Origin of the sequence: Arthrobacter sp. NPDC057009, from assembly GCF_042673905.1 — a bacterium.
Classification (GTDB): domain Bacteria; phylum Actinomycetota; class Actinomycetes; order Actinomycetales; family Micrococcaceae; genus Arthrobacter.
This window is the reverse complement of sequence record NZ_JBHUSB010000002.1, coordinates 44824-67397: the sequence shown is the minus strand read 5'-3', so window position 1 is coordinate 67397 and position 22574 is coordinate 44824. Positions and strand designations below refer to the sequence as shown.

20 protein-coding genes and 1 tRNA gene are annotated in these 22574 nt (G+C 66.0%); 8 read left to right on the top strand and 13 right to left on the bottom strand.

Going from position 1 to position 22574, the window contains the following annotated elements; genetic code table 11:
- Window positions 1-31 precede the first annotated feature (31 nt).
- The 3 genes from ACFTR6_RS03480 to ACFTR6_RS03470 form a co-directional block, all read right to left on the bottom strand.
- Window positions 32-1099, bottom strand: a complete 1068-nt coding sequence (locus tag ACFTR6_RS03480; RefSeq protein ID WP_377956897.1) for a tRNA (adenine-N1)-methyltransferase — start codon at window positions 1097-1099, stop codon at window positions 32-34.
- A gap of 129 nt (window positions 1100-1228) precedes the next feature.
- Entirely contained in the window at window positions 1229-2395 is a 1167-nt protein-coding gene (locus tag ACFTR6_RS03475; RefSeq protein ID WP_087874579.1) for a site-2 protease family protein, read from the bottom strand.
- A 12-nt stretch (window positions 2396-2407) separates the two neighbouring features.
- On the bottom strand, window positions 2408-3136 hold the full coding sequence (locus ACFTR6_RS03470) for an HAD family phosphatase (protein WP_172411864.1): 729 nt from the start codon (window positions 3134-3136) through the stop codon (window positions 2408-2410).
- Between the two features lie 164 nt (window positions 3137-3300).
- On the opposite strand from ACFTR6_RS03470, the gene ACFTR6_RS03465 reads away from it, so the two are divergent.
- Complete coding sequence (locus tag ACFTR6_RS03465; protein ID WP_003802259.1) at window positions 3301-4206, top strand: PAC2 family protein; 906 nt, start codon at window positions 3301-3303, stop codon at window positions 4204-4206.
- A gap of 82 nt (window positions 4207-4288) precedes the next feature.
- Here ACFTR6_RS03465 and mshC read toward each other — a convergent pair whose 3' ends face one another.
- Both mshC and ACFTR6_RS03455 read right to left on the bottom strand, forming a co-directional pair.
- Window positions 4289-5572: a cysteine--1-D-myo-inosityl 2-amino-2-deoxy-alpha-D-glucopyranoside ligase gene (gene mshC, locus ACFTR6_RS03460; RefSeq protein WP_377956896.1), complete on the bottom strand. Its 1284-nt coding sequence runs from the start codon at window positions 5570-5572 to the stop codon at window positions 4289-4291.
- A 15-nt stretch (window positions 5573-5587) separates the two neighbouring features.
- Complete coding sequence (locus ACFTR6_RS03455; protein WP_076802947.1) at window positions 5588-6421, bottom strand: undecaprenyl-diphosphate phosphatase; 834 nt, start codon at window positions 6419-6421, stop codon at window positions 5588-5590.
- A gap of 51 nt (window positions 6422-6472) precedes the next feature.
- Here ACFTR6_RS03455 and ACFTR6_RS03450 point away from each other — a divergent pair, with 51 nt between their 5' ends.
- Complete coding sequence (locus tag ACFTR6_RS03450) at window positions 6473-7411, top strand: aldo/keto reductase (protein WP_076802949.1); 939 nt, start codon at window positions 6473-6475, stop codon at window positions 7409-7411.
- Window positions 7412-7416: 5 nt separating this feature from the next.
- Here the strand turns inward: ACFTR6_RS03450 and ACFTR6_RS03445 are convergent, their stop codons facing one another.
- Window positions 7417-7680, bottom strand: coding sequence for a hypothetical protein (locus tag ACFTR6_RS03445; RefSeq protein ID WP_076802951.1), 264 nt, complete (start codon window positions 7678-7680; stop codon window positions 7417-7419).
- Between the two features lie 39 nt (window positions 7681-7719).
- Between ACFTR6_RS03445 and ACFTR6_RS03440 the strand changes: the two genes are divergently transcribed.
- The gene (locus tag ACFTR6_RS03440) at window positions 7720-7953 is read left to right on the top strand and encodes a DUF5703 family protein (protein WP_003802269.1); all 234 of its coding nucleotides are present in this window, start codon (window positions 7720-7722) and stop codon (window positions 7951-7953) included.
- Window positions 7954-8013: 60 nt separating this feature from the next.
- Here ACFTR6_RS03440 and ACFTR6_RS03435 read toward each other — a convergent pair whose 3' ends face one another.
- Window positions 8014-9192, bottom strand: a complete 1179-nt coding sequence (locus ACFTR6_RS03435) for an acyl-CoA dehydrogenase family protein (protein WP_377956895.1) — start codon at window positions 9190-9192, stop codon at window positions 8014-8016.
- Between the two features lie 8 nt (window positions 9193-9200).
- Window positions 9201-10505, bottom strand: a complete 1305-nt coding sequence (locus ACFTR6_RS03430; protein WP_377956894.1) for a M20/M25/M40 family metallo-hydrolase — start codon at window positions 10503-10505, stop codon at window positions 9201-9203.
- Between the two features lie 194 nt (window positions 10506-10699).
- Here ACFTR6_RS03430 and ACFTR6_RS03425 point away from each other — a divergent pair.
- From ACFTR6_RS03425 to ACFTR6_RS03410, 4 genes are all read left to right on the top strand, one after another.
- Window positions 10700-10782 (top strand) — tRNA-Leu (locus tag ACFTR6_RS03425).
- Between the two features lie 265 nt (window positions 10783-11047).
- The gene (locus ACFTR6_RS03420) at window positions 11048-11587 is read left to right on the top strand and encodes a nitrilase-related carbon-nitrogen hydrolase (protein WP_377956893.1); all 540 of its coding nucleotides are present in this window, start codon (window positions 11048-11050) and stop codon (window positions 11585-11587) included.
- A 71-nt stretch (window positions 11588-11658) separates the two neighbouring features.
- Complete coding sequence (locus ACFTR6_RS03415) at window positions 11659-12111, top strand: hypothetical protein (protein WP_377956891.1); 453 nt, start codon at window positions 11659-11661, stop codon at window positions 12109-12111.
- A gap of 340 nt (window positions 12112-12451) precedes the next feature.
- Entirely contained in the window at window positions 12452-13168 is a 717-nt protein-coding gene (locus tag ACFTR6_RS03410) for a hypothetical protein (protein ID WP_377956890.1), read from the top strand.
- A gap of 61 nt (window positions 13169-13229) precedes the next feature.
- Here the strand turns inward: ACFTR6_RS03410 and ACFTR6_RS03405 are convergent, their stop codons facing one another.
- The 4 genes from ACFTR6_RS03405 to ACFTR6_RS03390 all read right to left on the bottom strand — a co-directional run bounded on the left by ACFTR6_RS03405 (window position 13230) and on the right by ACFTR6_RS03390 (window position 20789).
- Entirely contained in the window at window positions 13230-13724 is a 495-nt protein-coding gene (locus ACFTR6_RS03405; RefSeq protein ID WP_377956889.1) for a DUF3592 domain-containing protein, read from the bottom strand.
- Window positions 13725-13785: 61 nt separating this feature from the next.
- Entirely contained in the window at window positions 13786-13977 is a 192-nt protein-coding gene (locus ACFTR6_RS03400) for a hypothetical protein (RefSeq protein WP_377956888.1), read from the bottom strand.
- 135 nt (window positions 13978-14112) lie between these two features.
- On the bottom strand, window positions 14113-20175 hold the full coding sequence (locus tag ACFTR6_RS03395) for an Ig-like domain-containing protein (RefSeq protein WP_377956887.1): 6063 nt from the start codon (window positions 20173-20175) through the stop codon (window positions 14113-14115).
- A gap of 98 nt (window positions 20176-20273) precedes the next feature.
- The gene (locus ACFTR6_RS03390; RefSeq protein ID WP_377956886.1) at window positions 20274-20789 is read right to left on the bottom strand and encodes an OsmC family protein; all 516 of its coding nucleotides are present in this window, start codon (window positions 20787-20789) and stop codon (window positions 20274-20276) included.
- Window positions 20790-20944: 155 nt separating this feature from the next.
- On the opposite strand from ACFTR6_RS03390, the gene ACFTR6_RS03385 reads away from it, so the two are divergent.
- The gene (locus ACFTR6_RS03385) at window positions 20945-22063 is read left to right on the top strand and encodes an aminotransferase class V-fold PLP-dependent enzyme (protein ID WP_377956885.1); all 1119 of its coding nucleotides are present in this window, start codon (window positions 20945-20947) and stop codon (window positions 22061-22063) included.
- Here ACFTR6_RS03385 and ACFTR6_RS03380 read toward each other — a convergent pair.
- Window positions 22047-22514 (bottom strand): cyclase, encoded by a 468-nt coding sequence (locus tag ACFTR6_RS03380; protein WP_377956884.1) that lies wholly within the window; start codon window positions 22512-22514, stop codon window positions 22047-22049. The genes ACFTR6_RS03385 and ACFTR6_RS03380 overlap by 17 nt on opposite strands.
- Window positions 22515-22574: the final 60 nt, after the last annotated feature.

Genomic DNA, 22574 nt, shown 5'->3' with positions numbered 1-22574 from the left:
CGCGGAAAGCTGACGACATCCGAAATACGGACTAGTTTGTGATCTCCGGGTCGTCTTTCACATTGGTGCCGGCAATGGCGTCCCGTGCGGCCCGGCGGAGCTTCTTGTCCGAGACCTGGCGTTCGCCCACCGCGCCCGGCGTCCAGGCGTTGACGTCCTCTTCGTTGAAATCGGTCTTGGACGGGCGCCGCTTAACCGAGATGCCGGTGACGCCGTCGGCAAGCCGCCGGGTGACCAGCAGGAAGCCGGTGTGTGCGACCATGCGGTGGTCGGGGCGCACTGCGAGGCCTTCGAGATGCCAGCCGCGGACCAGGGATTCCCAGGCGTCCGGTTCCGTGAAGCGGCCGTCGGTGCGGATGGCCTCCGCTGTACGCGAGAGCTGGGTGACGGTGGCGACGTAGTTGATCCACACGCCGCCGGGGGCCAGGACCGTGGCCACGGCATCGAGGCATTCCCACGGTGCGAGCATGTCGAGGACCACGCGGTCGATCGATCCGGGCTCTTCGGTGCGGACCACTTCGTCCTGGAAGTCGCCGAGCGAGATCTGCCAGGCCGGGTGCGGTCCCCCGAAGATCGTTTCCACGTTGCCGCGGGCAATGGCTGCGAATTCCTCGCGGCGCTCGAACGAGTGCAGGTAGCCCTGGTCCCCCACCGCGCGCAGCAGCGAAATGGAGAGCGCACCTGAACCGACGCCGGCCTCGACCACCCTGGCGCCGGGGAAGATGTCGGCCATCGTGACGATCTGGGCGGCATCCTTCGGGTAGACGACGGCCGCGCCGCGCGGCATGGACAGGACGAAGTCGGACAGCAGCGGGCGGAGGGTCTGGTAGTGCTGCCCCACGTTGTTGACCACAACGGACCCGTCCACCTTGCCGATGATGTCGTCATGGTTGAGGAATCCGCGGTGGGTGTGGAAGGCCCCGCCCGCCTCGAGGCTGATGGTGTTCATGCGCCCGCGCTCGTCCGTCAGCTGAACCCGCTCGCCTTCGCGGAAGGGACCGCGCCGCCGGGCAGCGCCGACCGGCTGGTCCGCAGTTCCGGCGGCAGTGCCGGAGGAAAGGCCCGTGCTGGTTGCGTTGGCGGCAGATTCGCTGCTCATGACTGTGTCCTCGCTCCTGTGAAAGCTGTTTTCGGGTGCACCCTGGCGGTCCGGCAGGGCGCGGAGCACCGGCTGCCGATTTCATGACCGGCACGTAACTCTACCGGTTCCGGCCCGGCCGGCGCGTGTTTAGCGGGGCGCCTTGCCTGTTATGGCCGTCACCACGGTGGATTGCCGGAGCAGGCCGGTGACCCTGCCGTTGTGGTCAATCACCGCGTAGTCGTGTCCTTCGAGCTGTGCCAGGTACTGCAGCAGCTCCTGGCCCTTGGACCATTCCGGCACGTAGGCGCCGGCACCGAGCGGATACGCCACGGCCCGGGCCGGGGTGGATCCTGCGACGTCGGCAGGCACTGCGGCCAGGGCGGCCGGGTCCACCACGCTGCTGGGCCTGCCGTCCGGGGCGCAGAGCACGACGGCGGACCGCCCTCCGGCTGCCTGAAGGATGTCGCTGACGCTGCCCGTTTCGGAAAGGCCGACGGCGGGTTCAGCCAGCGCTGCGGCACTCACCAGATGCAGGCGGCCGCGCAGGCGGCCCTGCTGGATCGACGCCGAGGCGCCCATCCACAGGAACCCGCCGACCAGGATGGTGATGAGCAGCATGCTGGTGTCCGGGACGTTTCCGCTGAGCAACGGGCGGGCGACGAACCACAGGCCCAGGGCGATGACGATGATGCGCCCGCCCCAGCCCGCAGCGATGGTGCCCTTGGCATGGCTGCCGGTGGCCTTCCAGACCGCGGATTCCACCAGGCGGCCACCGTCCAGCGGCAGGCCCGGCAGTACGTTGAAGATGCCGATCACGAGGTTCGCCCAGAAGAAGATGTTCAGGAGGGTGTCGGCCACGCCGGACAGTCCGCCCGCGGAGATCACCAGCCAGGCTGCCCCGGCGAGCACAAAGTTGGCGGCGGGGCCGGCCATGGCCACCAGCACCGACCTTCCGGGGGTGGCGGTGAAACTTTCAAACTGGGTGTGGCCGCCCCACAGGTTCAGCACGATTTTCTCGCTGGGCCAGCCGTAGATTTTGGCCGTCAGGGCGTGCGCGAGCTCATGGACAAGCACCGACAGCAGGAGCAGCAGTGCGTAGGCGAAGGCCACGTAGTACGCGCCGATGCCCAGGGACGGGGTGCCGTGCTGCAGGACCGGCCCGTAAACAATCACCGTGAAGGCTGCGATGATGAACCAGGAGTAGGCCAGGACAATGGGGATGCCTGCGATCCGGCCGAGCGGGATACCCTCCCGGCGGTTGTTCGCTGTCAGCCTGTCCGGGGTCTGCTGACCGGATCCCGCGGGATCAGACACGTTCCGGGCTCCTTAGTTGATGTTCTCGAAAGTTGCCGCAGGTTCGCCCGCCCCGAGGCGGAGCCTGACCAGGTCCTCCAGTTCGGCGACCGTGCGGTCCGCGAGGGAATCCCAGGTGGCCCTGCGCGGATCGTCCGGCAGCGGCACGAGGTGCGGAACGGCCACGGTCACCGCGCCCGACGCCACGGCCGCGGCAACGCCCGGTGCCGAGTCCTCCAGCGCCACGCAGTGGTCGGCGGTGAGCGCGGGGTCCTGCTGTTTCAGCAGTTCCATGGCCTTGAGGTACGCCTCCGGGTGCGGCTTGCCCTTGGTTACGGTGTCGCCGGTAACGATGAACTCAAAGTAGGGACGGGGAAGGCTCGCCACAATCTCGCGGGCCAGTGGTGCCTCGGACATGGTCACAAGGGCACAACGGACGCCGGCGCTGAAAAGTTCATCCAGCAGCTCCCGGGCGCCCGGACGCCACGGTACGTTCTCCCGGACGCGGCTGATGACCTGGGCAGTGAGGGTATCGATGATTTCGCGGATCTCCAGGCGCACGCCCGCGCGCTGGAGGATTCCGGCGGAATGGACAAGTGACTGCCCCACGAGCTGCATGGCCTGCTCGTGCGACCACGTCCCGCCGTAGGCCTCGACAAGCTTGTGTTCGGCTTCGATCCAGTACGGTTCCGTGTCGACGATGGTGCCGTCCATGTCCCATAAAACGGCTTTGAGCAAGGGCTGAGCGGCGGCAGATTCCATGCTTTCCACTCTACCGGGCCGCCCGGCGGTGCCCTTCCGCACGTCCCCGGCGTACGCCGTCGGCGAATATCCGCTCCCCCGCGCGGCGGCGATGAAGGGTTTTGTTCGGAACTGCGGCGGTTCGCACTATGCAACAGCAACGCTTGTGGACGTAGGGTGAAGGGATGAACAGCTTCGACGGAGACACCAACGAACCGGGCACCGCGCCTGAGACGGAGCAGCTGCTGCAGCCTGTTCCGGAGGGCCAGCGTATTACTGTGATGCTGGCTGCGTTCGAGGGCTGGAATGACGCGGGGGAAGCCGCCAGTGATGCACTCCGTTACCTCAATAAACTGTGGGGCGGGAAGAAGGTCGCGTCCATAGACGCCGACGAGTATTACGACTTCCAGTTCACCCGGCCCACGGTCCGCCGCACCGCATCCGGGGAACGCAAAATCAAGTGGCCGTCCACGCGGATCTACAAGGCCAGTGCTCCCGGCACCAACGTGGATGTGATTTTCATCCAGGGAACCGAGCCGTCCTACAAGTGGCGTGCCTACACGGCGGAACTGCTGGTCCACGCCGAGGCGCTGCACGTCGACTACGTGGTCCTGGTGGGCGCCCTCCTCGCGGATGTGCCGCATAGCCGCCCCATCCCCGTCAGCACGTCCACCGACGATGGTGCGCTGCGGGAACGGCTGAACCTTGAGGCCTCGCAGTATGAAGGTCCCGTGGGGATCGTGGGCGTGCTGTCCGAGGTATCCCTGCTCGCCGGCATCCCCACCGTTTCGCTGTGGGCGGCCGTACCGCACTACGTGGCCCAGGCCCCGTCGCCCAAGGCGCAGCTGGCGCTCCTGCACCGGATCGAGGAACTGCTCCAGGTTCCACTGGACACGCACGAACTGGCCGAGGAGGCCGAGGCATGGGAGCGCGGCGTCAACGAACTGGCCACCGAGGATCCCGAAATCGCCGCCTATGTCAGGCAGCTGGAGGAAGCGAAAGACACGGCGGACCTTCCCGAGGCCAGCGGTGAATCCATTGCCCGCGAGTTTGAGCGCTACCTGAAGCGGCGCGGCAAGGACAAGCCCTAGCCGTTAGCGCCGCCGTTTCAACGGTTCCCTGCCGCACGACGTTGCGGAATGTCGTGCGGGCAGGAAACCGTCTGCGGGGGTGTTAAAGTTCGACGCCGAGAAGCGCGTTGACTGCGTCGCGCACCAGGGTTCGGTCTGCTTCGGAGGTGGTGCTGCCGGCAGTGCCGCTAAGGGCGTCCTCAGTCCACCTGTCGACGGCGGCCAGCGCCGCGGGTGCGTCCAGATCGTCGGCCAGGGCCTCCCGCATCTGTGAAACCAGTTCCGTAGCCGTTCCGGCGGGTGCCGCGGCGAGGGCGGAACGCCACCGTTCGAGGCGCGCCTTGGCCTGCTCGAAGCCTTCGGCGGTCCATGACCAGTCGGAGCGGTAGTGGTGCGCCAGGATGGCCAGGCGGATGGCGGCCGGTTCTTCGCCGGCAGCTCGCAGCTGGGAGACCAGGACCAGGTTGCCCTTGGACTTGGACATCTTTTCGCCGTCCAGTCCCACCATGCCGGCGTGGGCGAAGTGTTCGGCCAGCGGAACGCCGGAGAGCGAGTACGCGTGTCCGGCACCCATCTCGTGGTGCGGGAAGACCAGGTCCGAGCCCCCGCCCTGCACCGTGAAGGGCGCGGGCAGGTACTTCTGGGCGATGACCGTACACTCGATATGCCAGCCGGGCCGGCCCTCCCCCAGCTCGCCGCCGGGCCAGCTGGGCTCACCGTCGCGCGCCACGCGCCACAGCAGCGGGTCGAGGGCCTGGCGCTTGCCTGCCCGGCCGGGGTCGCCGCCCCGTTCGGCAAACAGTTCCAGCATCTCGGCTTCCGGCAGCCCGGAGATCGCTCCCAGGGTCCAGGCGTCGACGCCGACGGCGTGCTTGCCGGCGGCTTCGACGTCGTAATAGACGTCTCCGTCAGGCTCGCCTGCGGTGCCATTTACCCGGTAGGCCAGCCCCTGGTGAAGGAGCTTTTCAATAGCGGGGACGATCAGCGGCATGGCTTCGACGGCGCCCACGTAGTGGTCGGGGGCGATGACGTTGAGGGCTTCCATGTCGGTGCGGAAAAGTTCGATCTGGCTCTCCGCCAGCTCCCGCCAGTCGACGCCCGTGGCCTCGGCGCGCTCCAGCAGCGGATCATCGACGTCGGTGACGTTCTGAACGTACGCAACCTGCTGGCCGCCGTCGCGCCAGGCACGGTTCAGCAGGTCGAACGCGACATAGCTGGCGGCATGGCCCATATGGGTTGCGTCATACGGGGTGATCCCGCAGACATACATCGACTTGTTGCCGTCGGCGTTGAGGGCTACGGCGCGGTCTTCGGTGGTATCAAACAGCCGGAGCGCGGGCATTTCCCCGGGCAGGACAGGCACGGGGCGGGAGATCCAGGACTTCACAGACCAAGCCTAGTGCTAGGCGCTGATGACATTGAAACCGAGTAGCAGGTACAGGGCAAGGCCCAGGAAGATGCGGTACCAGACGAACAGCCGGTAGCTGCGCGTCGAGATGAACTTCAGGAACCAGCCGATGATGACGTAGCCGATGACGAACGCGATGGCCGTTGCCAGGGCCGTCTCCCCCAGGCCATAAGGACCGCTGACACCATCTTTGGTTGCCACCTTGAACAGCTGGTAGAGGCCGCTGCCGAAGACTGCGGGGATGGCGAGCAGAAAGGAGTAGCGGGCGGCGGCCTCTCGGGTGTAGCCCATGAGGAGCCCGGCCGTGATGGTGCCGCCGGAGCGTGAAACACCCGGGATCAGCGCCATGGCCTGGGCGAAACCGTAGAGGATGCCGTGCTTATAGGTGAGCCGCGAGAGGTCCCGGTCCTGTTTGCCGACGGCGTCGGCCACGGCGAGGATCAGGCCGAAGACGATGAGCATGGTGGCCACGATCCACAGGCTGCGGAGGACGGATTCGATCTGGTCCTGGAACAGCAGGCCCAGGACGATGATGGGCAGGCTGCCCAGGATCACCAGCCAGCCCATGCGTGCGTCCGGGTCCTCGCGCGGGACCCGTCCGGTCAGAGAGCCGAACCAGGCCTTCACGATCCGGACGATGTCGCGCCAGAAGTAGACAATGACGGCGGTCTCCGTGCCGAGCTGCGTGATGGCCGTGAAGGCGGCACCGGGGTCCGCCGCATTAGGCAGGAAGGAGCCCACAATCCGGAGGTGGGCGCTCGATGAAATAGGTAGGAATTCGGTCAGTCCCTGCACAAGACCCAGCAGGGCCGCTTCAATCCAGTTCACGCTAACGACCCTACGTCATGGTGGGGGTGGTTTCCCCGTAAGCTAGCTGCTATGCAGCAGCGTTACATTGGCAACAGCGGCCTACGCGCCTCCTCCCTTTCTCTGGGCACCATGTCCTGGTCCCGCGAAACGGACGAGCAGGATGCCTCGGAGCTGCTGCGCACCTTCGTGGACGCCGGCGGGACCCTCGTGGACACCGCGGCCTCGTACGCTGACGGCCAGGCGGAAGCCATGCTCGGGTCGATGCTGGGCGACGTCGTCTCCCGCACGGAAGTGGTCATCTCCACTAAAGCCGGGGTGACGCCGTCGGACGGGCGGCAGCGCGTGGACGCGTCACGGAACGCCATGCTGTCCGGCCTCGATGCAAGCCTTGCCCGGCTCGGCACCGACTACGTGGACCTTTGGCTCGCCCAGGCGTGGGACCCCAACGTGCCGCTCGAGGAGACGCTGTCCGCCCTTGACTTCGCAGTCCGCAGCGGACGGGCCCGCTATGCGGGAATCGCAAACTACAACGGCTGGCAGACGGCCAAAGCCGCCGCACTCGCCGGGTTTCCCCTCGTGGCCAACCAGTCCGAGTATTCGCTGCTGCGCCGCAGGCCGGAGGCCGAGCTGGTGCCGGCCATCGAAGACGCCGGCCTCGGGCTGATGGCGTGGGCGCCGCTGGGCCGCGGCGTCCTCACCGGCAAGTACCGCGGCCATGTGCCCTCCGATTCCCGGGCAGCCGGCACGCGGCTGGCCACGTACGTGGAGGCCTACCTTGAGCAGCCCTCGTCGCAGGTGGTGGAAGCTGTTGCCATGGCGGCCCGCGGACTCGGGCGGTCTTCCCTCGATGTCGCGCTGAGTTGGCTGTTGTCGCGGCATGGTGTGGCGACGGCCATCGTGGGCGCGCGCACTCCCGTCCAGCTGAAGGAAATTCTGGACGCCCAGCTCACGCCGCTGCCGGCTGAGATTGCCCGCGCCCTCGAGGATGTCTCCAGCACGCAGGTCTAGCCGGGCTACTCCTCGACGATCTCCAGATCCTCGTCGTCCGCTTCTTCGTCCTCGTCTTCGTCTTCTTCGTCATCGAAAACCTGGAGCGGCGTCACTTCGTTGTAGGCCTCATAGAGGGCGTCCTCATAGACTTCGAAGGCATCGGCCACTGCAAAAAATGCCGACTCCACTGAGGGGTCACCATCCCCGCGGCGGGCTGAGGCGGCTGCAAGGTGTTCTTCCAATGCGGCGGTCAAGGACTGAAGCGCGACACGCGGATCGATGCTCATGCCTTCACGTTAGCGGGAAAAGGGCGAAAATGGAGAGCAATGAAGGAACATTTTCTGACCAGCTCAGTCCTGCGGGAACGGGATTATGCACGGCAATACGAGTACCTCGTATTGACCGTTGGTCCTGACGATTCCCTGCCCGAAGCCCGGCGCCGGCTCGTGGAACACTCCGAGTACGGCAAGTGGGAACTCGAGCGCAGCAGGCTGTATGTGGGCGGCGGCAGGCGCTTCTGGCTTCGCCGCCGCGTCACCCAGGTGCAGCGCACAGTCTAGGCCGCTCCGGCCCGGCGGGCGCGCACCGCGATGGTGTGCGCCCGCATCCGCGCTGTCCGGCTAATGCCCGGTTGAGCCCCGGTCTTCGAGCGGCCCCAGCCAGGCGTTGGCCACCGTGTTGTGCGCCGACTCGTCGTCTGAGGGGTGGAACATCCCGGCCAGGACGTCACGGTACAGGCGCTCGAGCTCGGATCCCCTGAAGTAGCTGGAGCCGCCGGAGATCCGGATGGCGAGGTCCACCACCGTCCGGGCGGTTTCAGTCGCCCGCAGCTTGACGCCCACGAGCTTGGGAAACCACTGGCTGCCGTGGTCCGCCAAAGTGTCCACGTCCCTGGCCACCACCGAAAGCTGGGGGTACAGGGCATCCATGGCGAGGGCAGCCTCGGCCACCTTCCAGCGGATATCCGGGTCCTGGGCGAGGCTCCGGCCCCTGTTCTTGAACGATGTCCGGCGCTTGGCGGCTTCCACGGCGAGCACGAGGGCGCGTTCCCCGATGCCGGTGTAGACGGCGGCCAGCAGGGTTTCAAAACACGCGAAGATCGCGAAGATCAGCGGATCCGCGTTGGGCCCCACCGGCAGCTTCCGGAAGATGCGTTCCTGCGGAACAAGGGCGCCTTCCAGGACGGTGGTGTTCGACTGGCTGGCGCGCATTCCCAGGGTGTTCCAGTCCTCCAGGATCCGGTAGCCGGCAGTGTCCCGCCGGATGAAGCCGTGCACCAGCTCGCCTTCACCGTCGCGTGCGGCAGCGTCCTTGCCGAAGATGCCCAGGCGGGTCCACGCCGGGGAAAGGCTCGTGAAGATCTTGGGGCCCTTGAATGAGTAGCTGCCGTCACGCAGGGGGGTTGCCTCCGTCAGTGAGTCGAAAAGAACGGAGTCGTTGCCGGCCTCTGAGTTGCCGAACGCGAAGATTTCGCCTGCAGCGGCCTCCTGCAGCACGAAGTCCAGGGACATGTCGCCGCGGTCGGCCAGGACGCGCGCCACCCCTGTCCAGACCAGATGCATGTTGATCGCCAGCGCGGTGGCCGGGGCCGCCGTCGCCAACCGCCGCTGACAGCGGGCCGCAGCTTCCAGGCCTAGGCCCGCCCCGCCGTCGGACTCCGGCACGAAAAGCAACAGGTACCCGGCAGCGGAAAGTTCCTCAAGATCCTCGGTGAAAAAGCGGTTTTGCTCGTCGTACTCCGCAGCCCTCCCCCTGAGCCGCTCGAGCAGGCTGTCGGGCAGCAGCTGTTCGGGATCCACGGTGGGCCTCAGTAGTTGGTGAGGAGCGTGTTCAGAACGCGTGCGCCGAACTTCAGCGACTCCGCCGGGACCCGCTCATCCACGCCATGGAACATGCCGGTGAAGTCAAGGTCGTCCGGCAGCTGCAGGGGTGCGAAGCCGTAGCCGGTGATGCCGAGCTTGCTGAGGGCCTTATTGTCGGTTCCCCCGGACAGCGTGTACGGCAGGACCTTCGCCCCGGGGTCCTCCGAGTGCAGGGCATCAATCATGGAGTCCACGAGGTTGCCGGAGAAGGGCACCTCGAGGGAGACATCCTGGTGGACGTAGCTGACGTCCACGCCGCTGCCGGCCAGCTCCCGGACGATCTCCAGGACGTGCTCCTGCTGGCCGGGAAGGGTGCGGCAGTCCACGAGCGCCTCGGCGGATTCGGGAATGACGTTGTGCTTGTAGCCGCCTCTGAGGAGTGTCGGGTTGGAGGTGTTCTGCAGCGTGGCCCCGACGAAGCGGGACACCGTGCCCAGTTCCTTCAGGAGCCGCTCCGGATTGTCGGGGTCGAATTCGACGCCGGTCAGTTCTGTCACGCCGTCGAGGAACTGGCGGGTGGTGTCGGTCAGCTCGATGGGCCACTCGTACTCACCGATCCGGGTCACTGCGGCCGCGAGCCGGGTGATGGCGTTGTCAGTGCTGATCTGGGACCCGTGGCCGGCGCGGCCGTGGGCTACCAGCCGCAGCCAGGAGATGCCTTTCTCTGCGGTCTGGAGCAGGTAGGTGCGCTGGCCGCCGATGGTGGCAGAGAAACCGCCCACCTCGGAGATGGCCTCTGTGGCCCCTTCGAAGAGTTCGGGCCGGTGCTTGACCGCGTACTGGGAGCCGTGGACTCCGCCGGCCTCTTCGTCTGCGAAGAAGGCAAAGATGATGTCCCGCTTGGGCTTGCGTCCGGTGCGGGCAAAGTCGCGCAGGACGGACAGGATCATGGCGTCCATGTCCTTCATGTCCACGGCGCCGCGGCCCCAGATCAACCCGTCCTTGAGTTCAGCGCCGAAGGGGTCCACGGACCACTGCTCGCGCAGGGCGGGAACCACGTCGAGATGGCCGTGGACCACCAGGGCGCTTGCCGAAGGGTCCTCCCCTGCCATCCGGGTGACGACGCTGGCCCGGCCTGGCTCAGACTCGAATATCTCGGCGTCCAGCCCCACCTCACTGATCAGGCCTGCTGTGTATTCGGCCGCCGCACGTTCTCCGGGACCCGAGCCGTCACCGTAGTTGGATGAATCGATGCGGATGAGCTCCTGGCAGATGGTGACGACTTCATCCTCTGGCCGAACGTGAGACATTGATCACTCCTTGATGCAGGGAAAACGCGGAATCATGCGGGTTTAGGCGGCTTTTGGCTGCCTGAACGTCCAGGTTCAGCCTACCCAGTCGACTCGATTCCATGTTTGCCGAAAGTTCGTGTTAGAGTTTTTCTCGCTGCTTCGGAGAGCGATGAACTGCTGAAAGGCGGAGAGAGACCTTCGAAATACCACCTGCGCGGGTGGCGGAATGGCAGACGCGCTAGCTTGAGGTGCTAGTCCTCGAAAGGGGGTGGGGGTTCAAGTCCCCCTCCGCGCACAAAGGGAAAACCCCGGGAATCCACTGGATTCCCGGGGTTTTGTCGTTTCTGCAGCCACGCCTCTGCGGCGCAGCGTCGGGGACCAGCCAGCCGTCTGTCGGAATGTGGCCCTGCGCGGGCATCTCCGGACTGTTATGGATCTGGAGCGGGCTGGCGGAGGAAAAGAAAGAACGCTTCCGTTACGTATTGCGTCCGGTGGACCGGTCTGAGCTGCCCCAACAAGTGGCCGTTGACGGGGCGTGGACTGCGTGCCAACGTTTCGTTATGCCAGCAGGAAATGCGCGCATCGCTGCAATCCAGGCCACACCGGTAATCCTCGATGCGGAGGCAACGGTGGCAAAAGCGGTCCGCCTCCTGGGTGAGGCATCAGCCCAGGGTGTGAAGCTTGCCGTTTTCCCTGAAACGTTCATCCCCCTGTACCCATCGGGCGTGTGGGCTCATCAGGCGGCCCGGTTCGACGGATTCGATGAGATGTGGGCCCGTCTCTGGGCCAACTCCGTGGACGTCCCCGGCCCCCACATTGACCGGTTAATCAGGGCGTGTGCCGAACACATGATGTACTGCATGCTCGGGGTGAACGAACGGGAATCGGACAAGCCCGGAAGTCTCTATAACACCATGGTCCTGCTGGGCCCTGACGGCATGCTCTGGAAGCATCGCAAGTTGATGCCCACAATGCATGAACGCCTCTTCCATGGACGCACGCCCCGACCCTGCACCCCTGAATCGGCAACGGCCGCCGTTGACGGTGGAAGTCGGCACCCCATAGGCTTCGGCCAGAGGTGCCGGGATGAGGTGCCCTAAAACAGGATCCGGGGGGAATCATCATGTTTGGTAAATCAGCGCGCGTGGCAACGTTTGGTAAGTCAGCGCGAGTGGCAACGGCAGGATTGGGAGCAGCGGCGCTCCTGATGGCGGCCGGTGCGTTGCCGGCCAACGCGGCCAGCACCGAAGGCAGGCAAACATTCACGTACGACAACTGCTTCATAGATGACGAGATGGGCCTGGTGTCCTGCTTTGAAGGCAGCCAGCGGAGCATCGAAGTTCGGACACCGTCTGGCGTGGTCATCATCCAGGGCGAGAGCGAGTTCTCCGACACGACAACCCACCGCGGTGAGACCACCACGTCGACGGGGGCCCACAAGTTCGTCAGTGTCTTTGCCTCATATACAGACGGACTCTTCTTCGAGGCAAACGTCATCAAACTTGATGGAACAAGCACCACAACTTTCTCCGATGGAACCACGTGCATCTTCGAGACGGACTTCCTCTCCGGAACCGAAGATCTCAGGTATGACCACGGCACGTTGACCTGCACGGCGCCCTGATTGCCGCACGGGGGCGATCGCTTGCATCAGGCTCAGGCCCTCGAACCTTACTCCCGCGGGGATCAGTGGCGGTACAGCTTCGCCGAGGCCCCCGATCAGCAGACATCGCCTCTACGGCCGCCCTGTCCCGCGGCTGGAACTATATCCGCTACGTCGCCAGGATTTCGCAGGACCTGCGCACCAACCACACAGAGCCGGCCGGGGCGTAACGAAACCGGCGGTCAGCTTCACCCTGGGCGCCGTACCGCACAATGGTGACGGGCAGGCCACGGTGGCCGTCCCGCCGGAAGTGCATCAGATGAACAACCAGCACTTCCGGACTACATCCATGGGGAAAATCATGAGCAATCAATACCACCTCGCCGACGGCTCGCCACGCTACGGGCACCGGACCGAGGCATCACGTGCCGGCATTGCATCGCCGTCTACCGTCCGCGTCGAAGAAGCCGCAGAAGGCGCCGCTCGCCTGGGCCTGGACGACATGGCCGCCGCCATCGACCGCCGCCTGGGCAGTGCCTGGGCCGACACTCAGGCCCCGGCCCTGGCCGCCCTGCGGCAGGACAACCCGGAGGAGCTGGCGGCCGCCCGCGAGCTCGTCAAGCTTCACCTGGGCTCCCAGCGGCAGTGGCGGCTGAAGGCCCAGGCAGTCCGGGATCAGCAGCTGGCCGGCCTGGTAGCCCGACGCAAGGCGTCCGGCAGCGCCCGCGAAATCCTGGCCCTGCGCCTCGGGCTCCTGCTGGCCCTGATCGCCCCACCGGCGTACATCGTGGCCACCGACCAGGAGAACTACCTGAAGCTCCTGATCGTCGGGATCCTCTGCCTCGTGGCGGCCCTGGCCGGCGGGCACCTCCTGACGATCCGCGCCCGCGTCCCGGTGATGCCGGTCATCCGCGGGCCCTGGCTGAACGAACTGCGAGAGGACATTGTCAACGCGACCCTGGTGGCCATCCTGCAGAACAAGGGCGTCGCTCTGGACGCCCGGACTGTTGCGGCAGGCCGGTGCGGCTGGGAAAGCATCCAGGCAGCATCAAAGGCCGTAGCGGCACTCCACGGATAGCCGGTCCCAGAACATGAAGAAGCCCCGGCACGTTCATCGTGCTGGGGCTTCTCGTTGCCACTCAGGCGGTGCGCTGTTTCGGGCGCCTCCGGAACTGTTTGATGATGAGGATCACGCCCAGTGGGATGGTGAATACCAGCGTGAACAGAGCACCGATACCGCCGACGGAGACGCCGTCGCTTTCGTAGCCCACCACGACTGCCTTTCCAGGATTCGAATCGCTGTAGATCACGGTGACGTAGTCCCCGACCTCGGGGTGCTGCTCGTGATCCACATTTGCAAAGGTGCGGCGGGTCACGCCGTCAGCCGACATATACTCCACCGTGATGTCCCGGTTCGACGCCTTCCGGACGTCGTCGAAGTCAACGATGGTGCCGGTGACCTGGGTCCCCGTGCGCGCGAGATCCTCATCCGAGTCGGTCATCGAGGATCCGATCCCGATCATCACGGGTCCGGTCAGGAGCAACAGCGCGACGAACGCGAAGCCTCCAAGGCTGGTCCAGAAGGTCTGAAATTTTCGGGGTACGGCGGTATCCGGGTAAGTCACGACGTCCATTCTTCCTGACCACGGGTGAGAGACCGGCCAGCGGGCCGGCCTCCCCCGGCTGTCACTCCGTTCAGAGCGGGCCATAGCTTGCGTTACCGTAGGCGGCGCGCCAAGAGGCGAGGTCGTCTTCTACAGCCCTGCGGAGATCAGGGTTCGCACGGATGCGTTGCCGGAAGGACTGCCGCGCCCGGCCCATCACCACCGATGGGACCAGGATGCTGGCCACCAGGAGCGCCACTGTGAACAGGTAAATGCAGATCACGCCTGCGAGACTGGCGGCGCCCCGGCACTGATTCCTGGCAAGGCCGGGGCCAATATCCCGCCCAGGATCGCGTCCAGCGCTGAAACCATCATGATGCCGCCACGGGCCGATCCAGGGCGGGAACTGGTGTTGTCATCAGCAGGCCGGTACTCCCGAATCCACAGGTCCGTCCGTGGGACGGATCCACAGGTCGTTGATCACCTTGTACCAGACGTTGCTGGTGGTCCCGGTGGGGCGGCCGGTCGCTCCGTCGTAGATGGTGTATGAGGCGCCGGTGGTCACGCACTGGACCTGCACCCTGGTGCCCTGAGCCACGAACGTTCCGCCGCCCGCGGCGCAGTTCGCCGCCGTGTCCGGGGCGGAGGTGCTGTTCGTAGGCCATTCGCAGGTACCGGGACTCGCTGTGCCGTTGTCCACCACGAGATACTTCGCCGGGGCTGTCGTGCCGCTTGCCGAAACGGCTGTCCGCTGGCCCAGGTCATCCACCACCGTCACGGTGATGGAGATGGTCTGGTCGTACCCGTTGCCGGTGGTGACGGATCCCCCGCCGGCTCCCAGCGTGCCCGACTTCCCGTCCGATGACTGGTACTCGAGTGCCACCACGGGACGTCCGTTGTTGACGACGGCGCCGACGTCGAACCTCACTGTCGTGGTGACTGTCACCGGGTTGACGCTCGCGGCATGCGGTTTGCCGTACGGTGCCACGGGGTTGGAATTGGTGACCGGCCCTTCATAGGTGGCACCATCCATGCTGTTCACGGCCCGCACCCCGATGGTGTAGTTGCCGTTGTTGGGCACGCCGGTCCGGATAACCTTGTCGGCCGGCACCGCCGTGAAGCCGCCTCCGTTGACTTGGTACTGGTAGCTGGGGGTCGCCCCGTTGCCAGCGGCCTCACCAAAGGAAAGCTGCACCGCGTTGTCGAGCGGATCAGCGCGGACGCCGGGGACAGCTCCAGGGGTGCCGAAGGCGCGGCGGGGGTCCGACGGCGGACTAGCCGCTGAAGTGCCGGCCTTGTTTTTCGCCGCCACGGTGAAGGTGTAGTCGGTCGCGGAGTTGCCGACGGTCACGGGCACGCTCAGCTGGCTGCCGGAGACCGTGGTGCTCGCCACTGTAGATCCTCCCTGCATGGCGTTGACGGTGTACGTGTCAATCGAAGCACCGTTGTTCGCTGCCGGAGCCCACGACACCAGCATGATCGAATCCGCCCCGCCGGAGGTGGAACGTGTGGTGGCGGGTTTGCCGGGAGCCCCCGGGACGCCGGCAGGGATCATGCTGGCCGAATATGCGCTCCATTCGGAGGGGTCAGGCGCCTTGTTGGAGGCCTGGATCCGCACCTGGTAGGGCGTTCCGTTCTGCAGTCCCGCCCACCGGTAGGAAGTTCCCGTGACCCGGCTTGCCCGTGCGTTTCCTCCCGGGGGTGCCGGTGAGATCTCCAGGTTGTAGCTCTCCACCGGCGAGCCCGGGCTCCTCGGCGCTACCCAGTTAACTGTGAGCGACTTGTCTCCGAAAACCAGCGTGGGTGCCGCCGGGGTGTCCGGTTTTGCATCCGGGCGTGCCGGTGCGGAAGCAGGTGATGGTGCCGAATCACCCACCTCGTTGGTGGCAACCACGGTGAAGGTGTATTCCACGTTGTTGGTCAGGCCCGTCAGTGTGCACGTGGTGGCGGGGCACTGCTGCGAGAATCCTCCGCTGCCGCTGACCTTGTAACCGGTGATCGCTGCTCCGTTGTTGGCGGGAGGGGACCAGTTGAGGACCACGGTGCGGTCGCGTACCTCTCCGACGGTCGGCGTGGACGGCGCATCCGGTTTGTCTTTGACCGTGAGCCGGATCCGGCCGTCGATTTCGCGCTCGGCGTCCTGGGTCTTGTCCTGGACCCGGTAGCCGACCACCATGGTGCCCACGAAATCCCCGGCGGGTGTCACCGTGACCGTGTCACCTTCCACTGCCGCGGTGCCCGTCCCGGTTTCGACGGCGGCGCTGAGGACTTTCAGCGGTGTTTCCGGGAACGGGTTGACGTCATTGTCCAGCACCTGCACCCGCTGGGACTGGCCGGCGCGGGCGCTGGCGATGACGTCGTCGTTCGCTGCCGCCAGCGGACGGTTCGACGCGACCACGCGGACGTCCACGGCCCCCTTAACCGGTGCGCTGCGCCCGTCCGTGACGGTGACGGGCACGGTAATCCTGCTTCCCTTGGCCGCGCCGTCGACGGTGGCCTTGAAGACGCTGCCGTCCAGGGCGGCCCTGATCCCGGCGGGGATTTTGCCCTGCAGGGCAAAGGTGAGCCTGTCCTGGTCTGCTTCGTCCACGTCCGAAGCCACCTGGCGCAAGTCCAGCGTTGCTTCCTCGCCCACGGCAGCGTCGAGGGTGCCTGACGGGAACGTTGGAGGATGGTTCCGGGCAGGGTCGGGCAGGACGTTGATGCCGATCGTCAGTACCGCTTTACGCCCGTCGGGGTCGTCCGCGCTTGCGCCGTCCGTCACTTCCAGGGACACTGCCGCCGGACCGGAGTAGTCGTCGGCAGACGTGAACATAATGGTGGTCGCGTCCTTCACCAGCGGCGCTCCGTTGGAAGCTACCGCCTGGACCTTGGAATCCTGTGTGACTCGGGGGCTCTTGCCGGGGCGGACCACCACGAGGTCATGAAGGTTCATGGTGAGTTGCTGGCCGCTGACAACTTCCAGCGGCGCCGTGCTTTTCAGCGCGGGTGCCTGCCCGTCCAGGCCTGGTACCAGGATGAAGGCCGTTGAGCTGAGCTTGTCCATGTCCGTTACGGTGTACGCAACGATCTGTGGCTGGCTTTCCAGCCGCACGGCTACCTTCCCGGGAGCAGAGACGCTGGCGGTGGGTGCTGCCTGCGGGAAGGTGATCTTCAGTTCGGCGGCCACTCCGTCCGGGTCTTCGTCGTTTTTCAGCACGGGAACGTCGACCACCGTCTTACCCAGAGTTTCGGCAAAGGTCACTCGGTCGTCCCGGGCGATGGGGGCCAGGGTGGCGGCATCGCTGCGCACGTGGACTTTCAGGGTTCCGACGGCGGTGCCGCCGCGGCGGTCGCTGATTTGGTAACGGACAATCGCCGTGGCGGTTGGTCCGGAAGGCGTTGGGGCGGTTAGCTGCACCCGCCCGTCGATGACAGAGGCCTTCAACTCCGGTGCAGCTTCCAGCCGATTGGCGGCGAGGCTGACATTGTCGCCGTCGGGATCGGAATCATTGGCCAGCACGTCCACTGACACGTGCCGGCCGGGGAGGACCGTGATGCTGTCCTCAACAGCCACAGGGCTCTGGTTGGACCCAGGGGCGGGTGCAACACCCACGCTCACCCGCGCTGTGGACCGCGCTCCGAAGCGGTCCTCCACCACGTAGGAGAACGTGTCCTGTCCGGACGCGTTCGCCGGAGCCGTGTACTCCACATAGTGGGCTCCCACCGCCGCAGTTCCCTTGCGTGGTGCCTGCTCCAGCCCCACCAGGGTGACGGAGTCGCCGTCGGGATCGATGCCGTCCAGGGGAATGGCGATTCTCGTCGTGTTGCCGGCGACGACCCTGCCGGTGACGTGCTGCGGAAGCGGCCTCGAGTTCGCGCCCGCTGCCCGGATGTGGATGGTCACCTGCGCGGAGTCTTCCTGGCCGTCAGGGCCGGACACAGCGTAGATTGCGTGCACTGTTCCGCCGGCGTTCCCCGCCTTGAACCGCAGCACGTCCCCGGAGACGGCCAGGAAGCCCTGGGCGGAGTCGATTCCCTGCACCAGGACCGGCTTGAGCTTCAGCTTGGCGCCGTTGGGGTGGGAGTCGTTGGCGAGAACGGCGATGGTGGCCACGTCGTTGGCGCGGACGGTGATTTCATCCGGGGCTGCGACGGGCGGGACCAGTTTGGCGGGCGCCGGAATGGGCAGGATGGTCACCTCGCCCGTTGAGCTGGCCACGCCGTTGGACACGGTGTAGGTCAGGCTGGTGGGCGCCGTCAGCCCACGGACGTCCGTGATGCGCAGGATCTGATGATTCACCACAGCGACGGCCACCGCTGAGTTCCGTGGAAGACCAACGGACTGGATGACGAGGACGCCTCCGGCCGGATCCGAGTCGTTGGCGAGCGCGTCCACGAGCACTTCGCCACCCGCGGGAAGCAGCGCGACATCAGCGACGGCCACCGGTCCCCCGCTCCCGGCGGCGGCGGCTTTGACGTCCATCCGCACCAGCCCCTCGGAGCTGTGCGGCCCGTTGGTCACCAGATACGTGGCGTAATACGTGCCGGGATTGGCTGCACGGAAGGTGAACGTCCCGGTCCGGTAGTCGGGGGTGATCTCCTGCCCCGGGGGGCCTGCCACGCGTGTGAGCCGCAGCCCTTCCCCGGTGGGGTCGCTGTCGTTCTTCAGGGGAGAAACCAGGATGTCCTGGCCGGCGGTTCCCGCAACGTGGTCCGCGTTGGCTTTCGGCGGAAGGTCGCCCTTGGCCCGTACGTCCACCACCACGGTGCCCTCGACCTGGTCCCGTCCGTCAGAGACGATGATCGCTACGTCTTTTTTCCCAAGGGCGGATCCCACGTCCTGGAACGTCAACAGGCCGTCCGCCCGGGTCCGCACCTGGTCGCCTTCCCGGGTAGGCCGGGCGCCCAGCAGCAGCAGGTCGTCGCCGTCGGGATCTCTCCAGTCCGTGAGGACGTTCTGGGAGATGCTCTTGCCCTGTTCCAGGATGATCGTGGGCACGCGCCTTTGTTTCGGCGGCTCGTTGCTGGCAGCATCCTTCACCGTCAGGCTGACCGTGGCTCCGGCCGTGCCGCCGCGGCCGTCACTGGCCTGGTACTGGAACCGCGACGTTCCGGTCGCATCTGCCGGCACTTTCACCTGCAGGCCGGTGCCGTTGTAGACCGACTGCACGGTTCCGGCGGCGGGGTTGTCGCCCTGGAGCTGGACGGTGAGGACGTCACCGTCCGGGTCCGAGTCGTTATCCAGGATGGGCAGGACGGTGGTCCTGCCGGGGCGCACGCCGAACTGGTCATCTACCGCCGAGGGCGGACGGTTCTCCTTCGTGCGGTCCGGGAGGGTGTCCACCGGGTTGTCATCGGCAGCTGGGTCGTCCTGGTCCTCGGTCTTGTCCGGCGGAGGAATGATCTCATCCCAGTTGGCTACGAGCCTCATGTTCTCGGTGACCAGCCAGACGTTGCCGGACGTGACGTCATTGAGGACCACGATGTCGCGGTTCACGCGGAAGACCAGCTGGGACCGGGCGCTTACGCCGGGAATGTCGGCGCGGCTGTTGTCTGCGGGGTTTGTGCATTCGCGCAGGTACTTGCCTTGCCCTGACCATGCGGCATAAACGCAGCCGTTGACGTGGACCGGAGTGGCGGGGGTTCCGGTCGTTCCAGCGTCTACAACCGTCGCGGCGGAGCCGTCCAGTGGCTGCCTGATGAGGCCCTTCTTGGTGGCGACGGCGACAAAGTCTGAGGCGGGGCCGCTTTGCTGCAGCTGCGCCCCTGCCGCGTCCGGCACCTGCGTCACCCGGCCTCCGGGAAGATGAAGGAATCCGCCTTCGGCGTCGAACACGACCGGCTTGTCCCCGACGGCGGCCACCTGGAGGTTTTCTTTGTTGCGGATCTGTGCGTACTGGACGCTGTCGCGGGAGTCCACTCCCCCGGTCGCATCCACACGCAGGGTGGTCACCGCCCCGCGTGCCGGATCCGCTGCGTGCACGACGTCGTCAACTCCTACCGTTGCGACGATCCCCTGGGCGTCGCTGACGGCGGGTTCCTGTGAAGCGAAGTCGATGGAGCCGAGCACGCTGCTCTCGGTCACCCAGAGACTGCCCGACGCCGGATCAGCCACGGCGACGGCCTTTTCCCCGAAAGCCGGGACGGCGGTTCCCGGCAACTGCTGGGGAGGTTCAAGGGTGACGGTAGAAACCTGGACCCTGCCCAGGGATGCATTGCCGCGGTCCGCGACGAGCACACTGCTGCTGTGCTGGAGGATGTCGAAATCAGAACTGGCGGCCATGAGGCCACCGTCCAGCGTTTTCGACTGGAAGTTCAGGTGGCCTACCAGGTTCAGCTCGGAATTGGTTACCCACACGCCGCCGTCGTTGAGGTCGACGTGCGTTTCCTTAAACCCTGGGTGGATAACCGCTGCCGCAACCAGCAGTCCTACTGCCGAAAACGTGGTTGCCGACGCCAGCGCCCGTTGTTTTGCATGCGTCCATAAACGAAGCGGCATCCGTCCCCCAGTCTCGCGATTAGCCCGAAGCTAATATACGCGGGCTGGCGGGCAGTCCAGACCAACGTTGGAGTGGCCGCGGGCTTTGCTTCCGGAATTCAGCCGGCCTGGATAATCAGCTCAACCGGCACTGAGCGGCGGATCGCGTCATCGACGGGTGAGTGTTCGTCCGCCCAGCGAACCATGTCCTCAAGAACCGCCGCGTCGGTATTGTGCGCGGCAAGGTGGACGGCCGTCCGCAGTCGCAGGGGCCCCGCGGGAACGCCGTCCGTGAGGGCAAGGAGGCCCCGCTCATCGGACTCGCTGTCGACTTCGACCACGAGGCGTGAAAGTGCTATTCCCAGCTCTGCAGCCCGCATGGCGATGAGCGAGGCGAGGCAGGAAGCGGCTGCCGAGCGCAGCAACCAGCCGGGAGTAGGACCAGCACCCTTGCCGCCGACCCCGGCGCCCATATCGGTAACCAGGGACCAGCCGTGTGGCCCTTCCACCCGTACGGACAGTCCGTCTCCCAACACCGCGGTGGCCCTCGAATCGCGGGAGCGAGCCTTGTCCGGCTGCTCGGTAAGGTATTCCCGCGACGTCGTGATGGCTCGGGCGATCTCTGACTGCGCCATGGTGGCTCCCGCTTTCCGGTGTGCTCCTTGCAGGGCGCCAACACTACCGCTCGTCACCGGTACTGGAAAGAAGGCAACCGCGGTGACTGGCTGCGGCGGTGAACGGGATAATAATCCGCAGGGGGCGGCCATCGTGTGAAAGGCGGCGGGAGCAAATGAACCTCTCTGACATCAGCGGGCTTTTCCCCGGGCTCAAAGACACCATCTACCTCAACACCGCCACCACCTGCGTCGGCTGCACCCCTGTCAGGGAAGCGTATGAGCGGGCAGTCGAACGCTGGTCGACGGGGGGCTTCGACTGGATGGAAGCAGAGCAGGCGGGCGAGGAGGCCCGCTGCATGTTCGCAGAGATCATCGGGGCCAATGCGGCGGACATTGCCATCGTCCCCGCCGTCAGCACCGCCGCAGGGATCGTGGCCGCCAATCTGCCGCCCGCCAGAACAGGCGAAAACATTGTGGTGGCAGCGAACGAATTCGCCTCCAACTACTACCCCTGGCTCCTGCTCAGGGAGCGGGGCTACGACGTGCGCGCTGTTGCTGCGGAAGAGGATATCGTCCCGGCCGAGGCCCTCGCCAGGGCAGCCGACGGCGGAACGCGCCTGATCGCGGTAAGCGCGGTTCACCCCGTCACCGGGTTCCGTGCCGACCTGGCCTCGATCAGCCGTATTGCAGCCGGCTCAGGCGCCTGGTTCTTTGTTGACGCCTGCCAGGCGGCCGGCGCGGTCCCCCTTGACGTGGTGCACGACAGCGTGGACTTCCTGGCCACCGCCAGCCATAAATTCCTGCTCGGGTCGCGGGGCATGGGCTACCTCTACGTCCGGCCCGGGCTCATCGATCGCCTCCAACCGGTCCTGGCAGGGTGGAAGGCTGCCCGCGAGCCGTTCGAGAGCTTCCTGGGCCCGGCCATGGAACTTTCCTCTACCGCGTCAAAGCTGGATGCGTCCCTGGCGTGGTTTCCGGCCCTCGCTGACCGGGCCGCGCTCGCTGTCATCCATGGATTGGGCATCGGCGCCATCCTCGAGCGCAACGCACAACTTGCCCGCCATCTGCAGAGCGCACTGGAAGGAGAGGGGGTCAGCTACCGGCTTTATCCCGAGAAGCACCGCTCCACCATCATCTCGGTTCCGGTCAGCGATGCGGACGCCGTCATGGCCCGGTTGCAGCTGGCGAACGTGGTCGTGTCCGTCCGTGCCGGCCGGATCCGGCTGGCACCCCACTTCTACAACCACGAGGAAGAACTGGTGCGGGCTGCGGAACTCATCGCGGGCCGGTGAGCGGAGTCTGGTTTCCGGTCAGGTGCCGGTTGCGGGTTTCGATAAGCCCGCGGAGATAGCGCGCCAGGAAGAGTTTCTCCGCCACTCGTCCCAGGATTCCGAACGGCGCGGCAAAATGAATGCGGTCCACCATCACGGTTCCGGCCGGTTCCTCGCTGAACTCGTGGACGTGCCGGAAACGAAGGAACGGCCCCCGGACCTGCTCATCAACGAAGTAGTGCGGTGCCTGCATCTCGGTAATCCGGCTGGTCATGCTTATAGGCAGCCCGAAGTGCCAGGCGCGCCAGGTCACCTCCTCGCCCAGGGAGATGAGCCCGGAGGTCACGCCCGCAACGGCTTTCTCCCGGGAACGGGCCATCGAGTCCCTGTGCGCGTCGATGCTCCGGGACAGGTCAAACAGCTCCGTCACGCCCAGGGTTGTCCGTGAGATGCATTCGAAGGTGACGGCCATGGTCCGAGTATGCCAGCGGATCAACCGAAGGCACTGATAGGCGTACGCTATCAGTGCCCC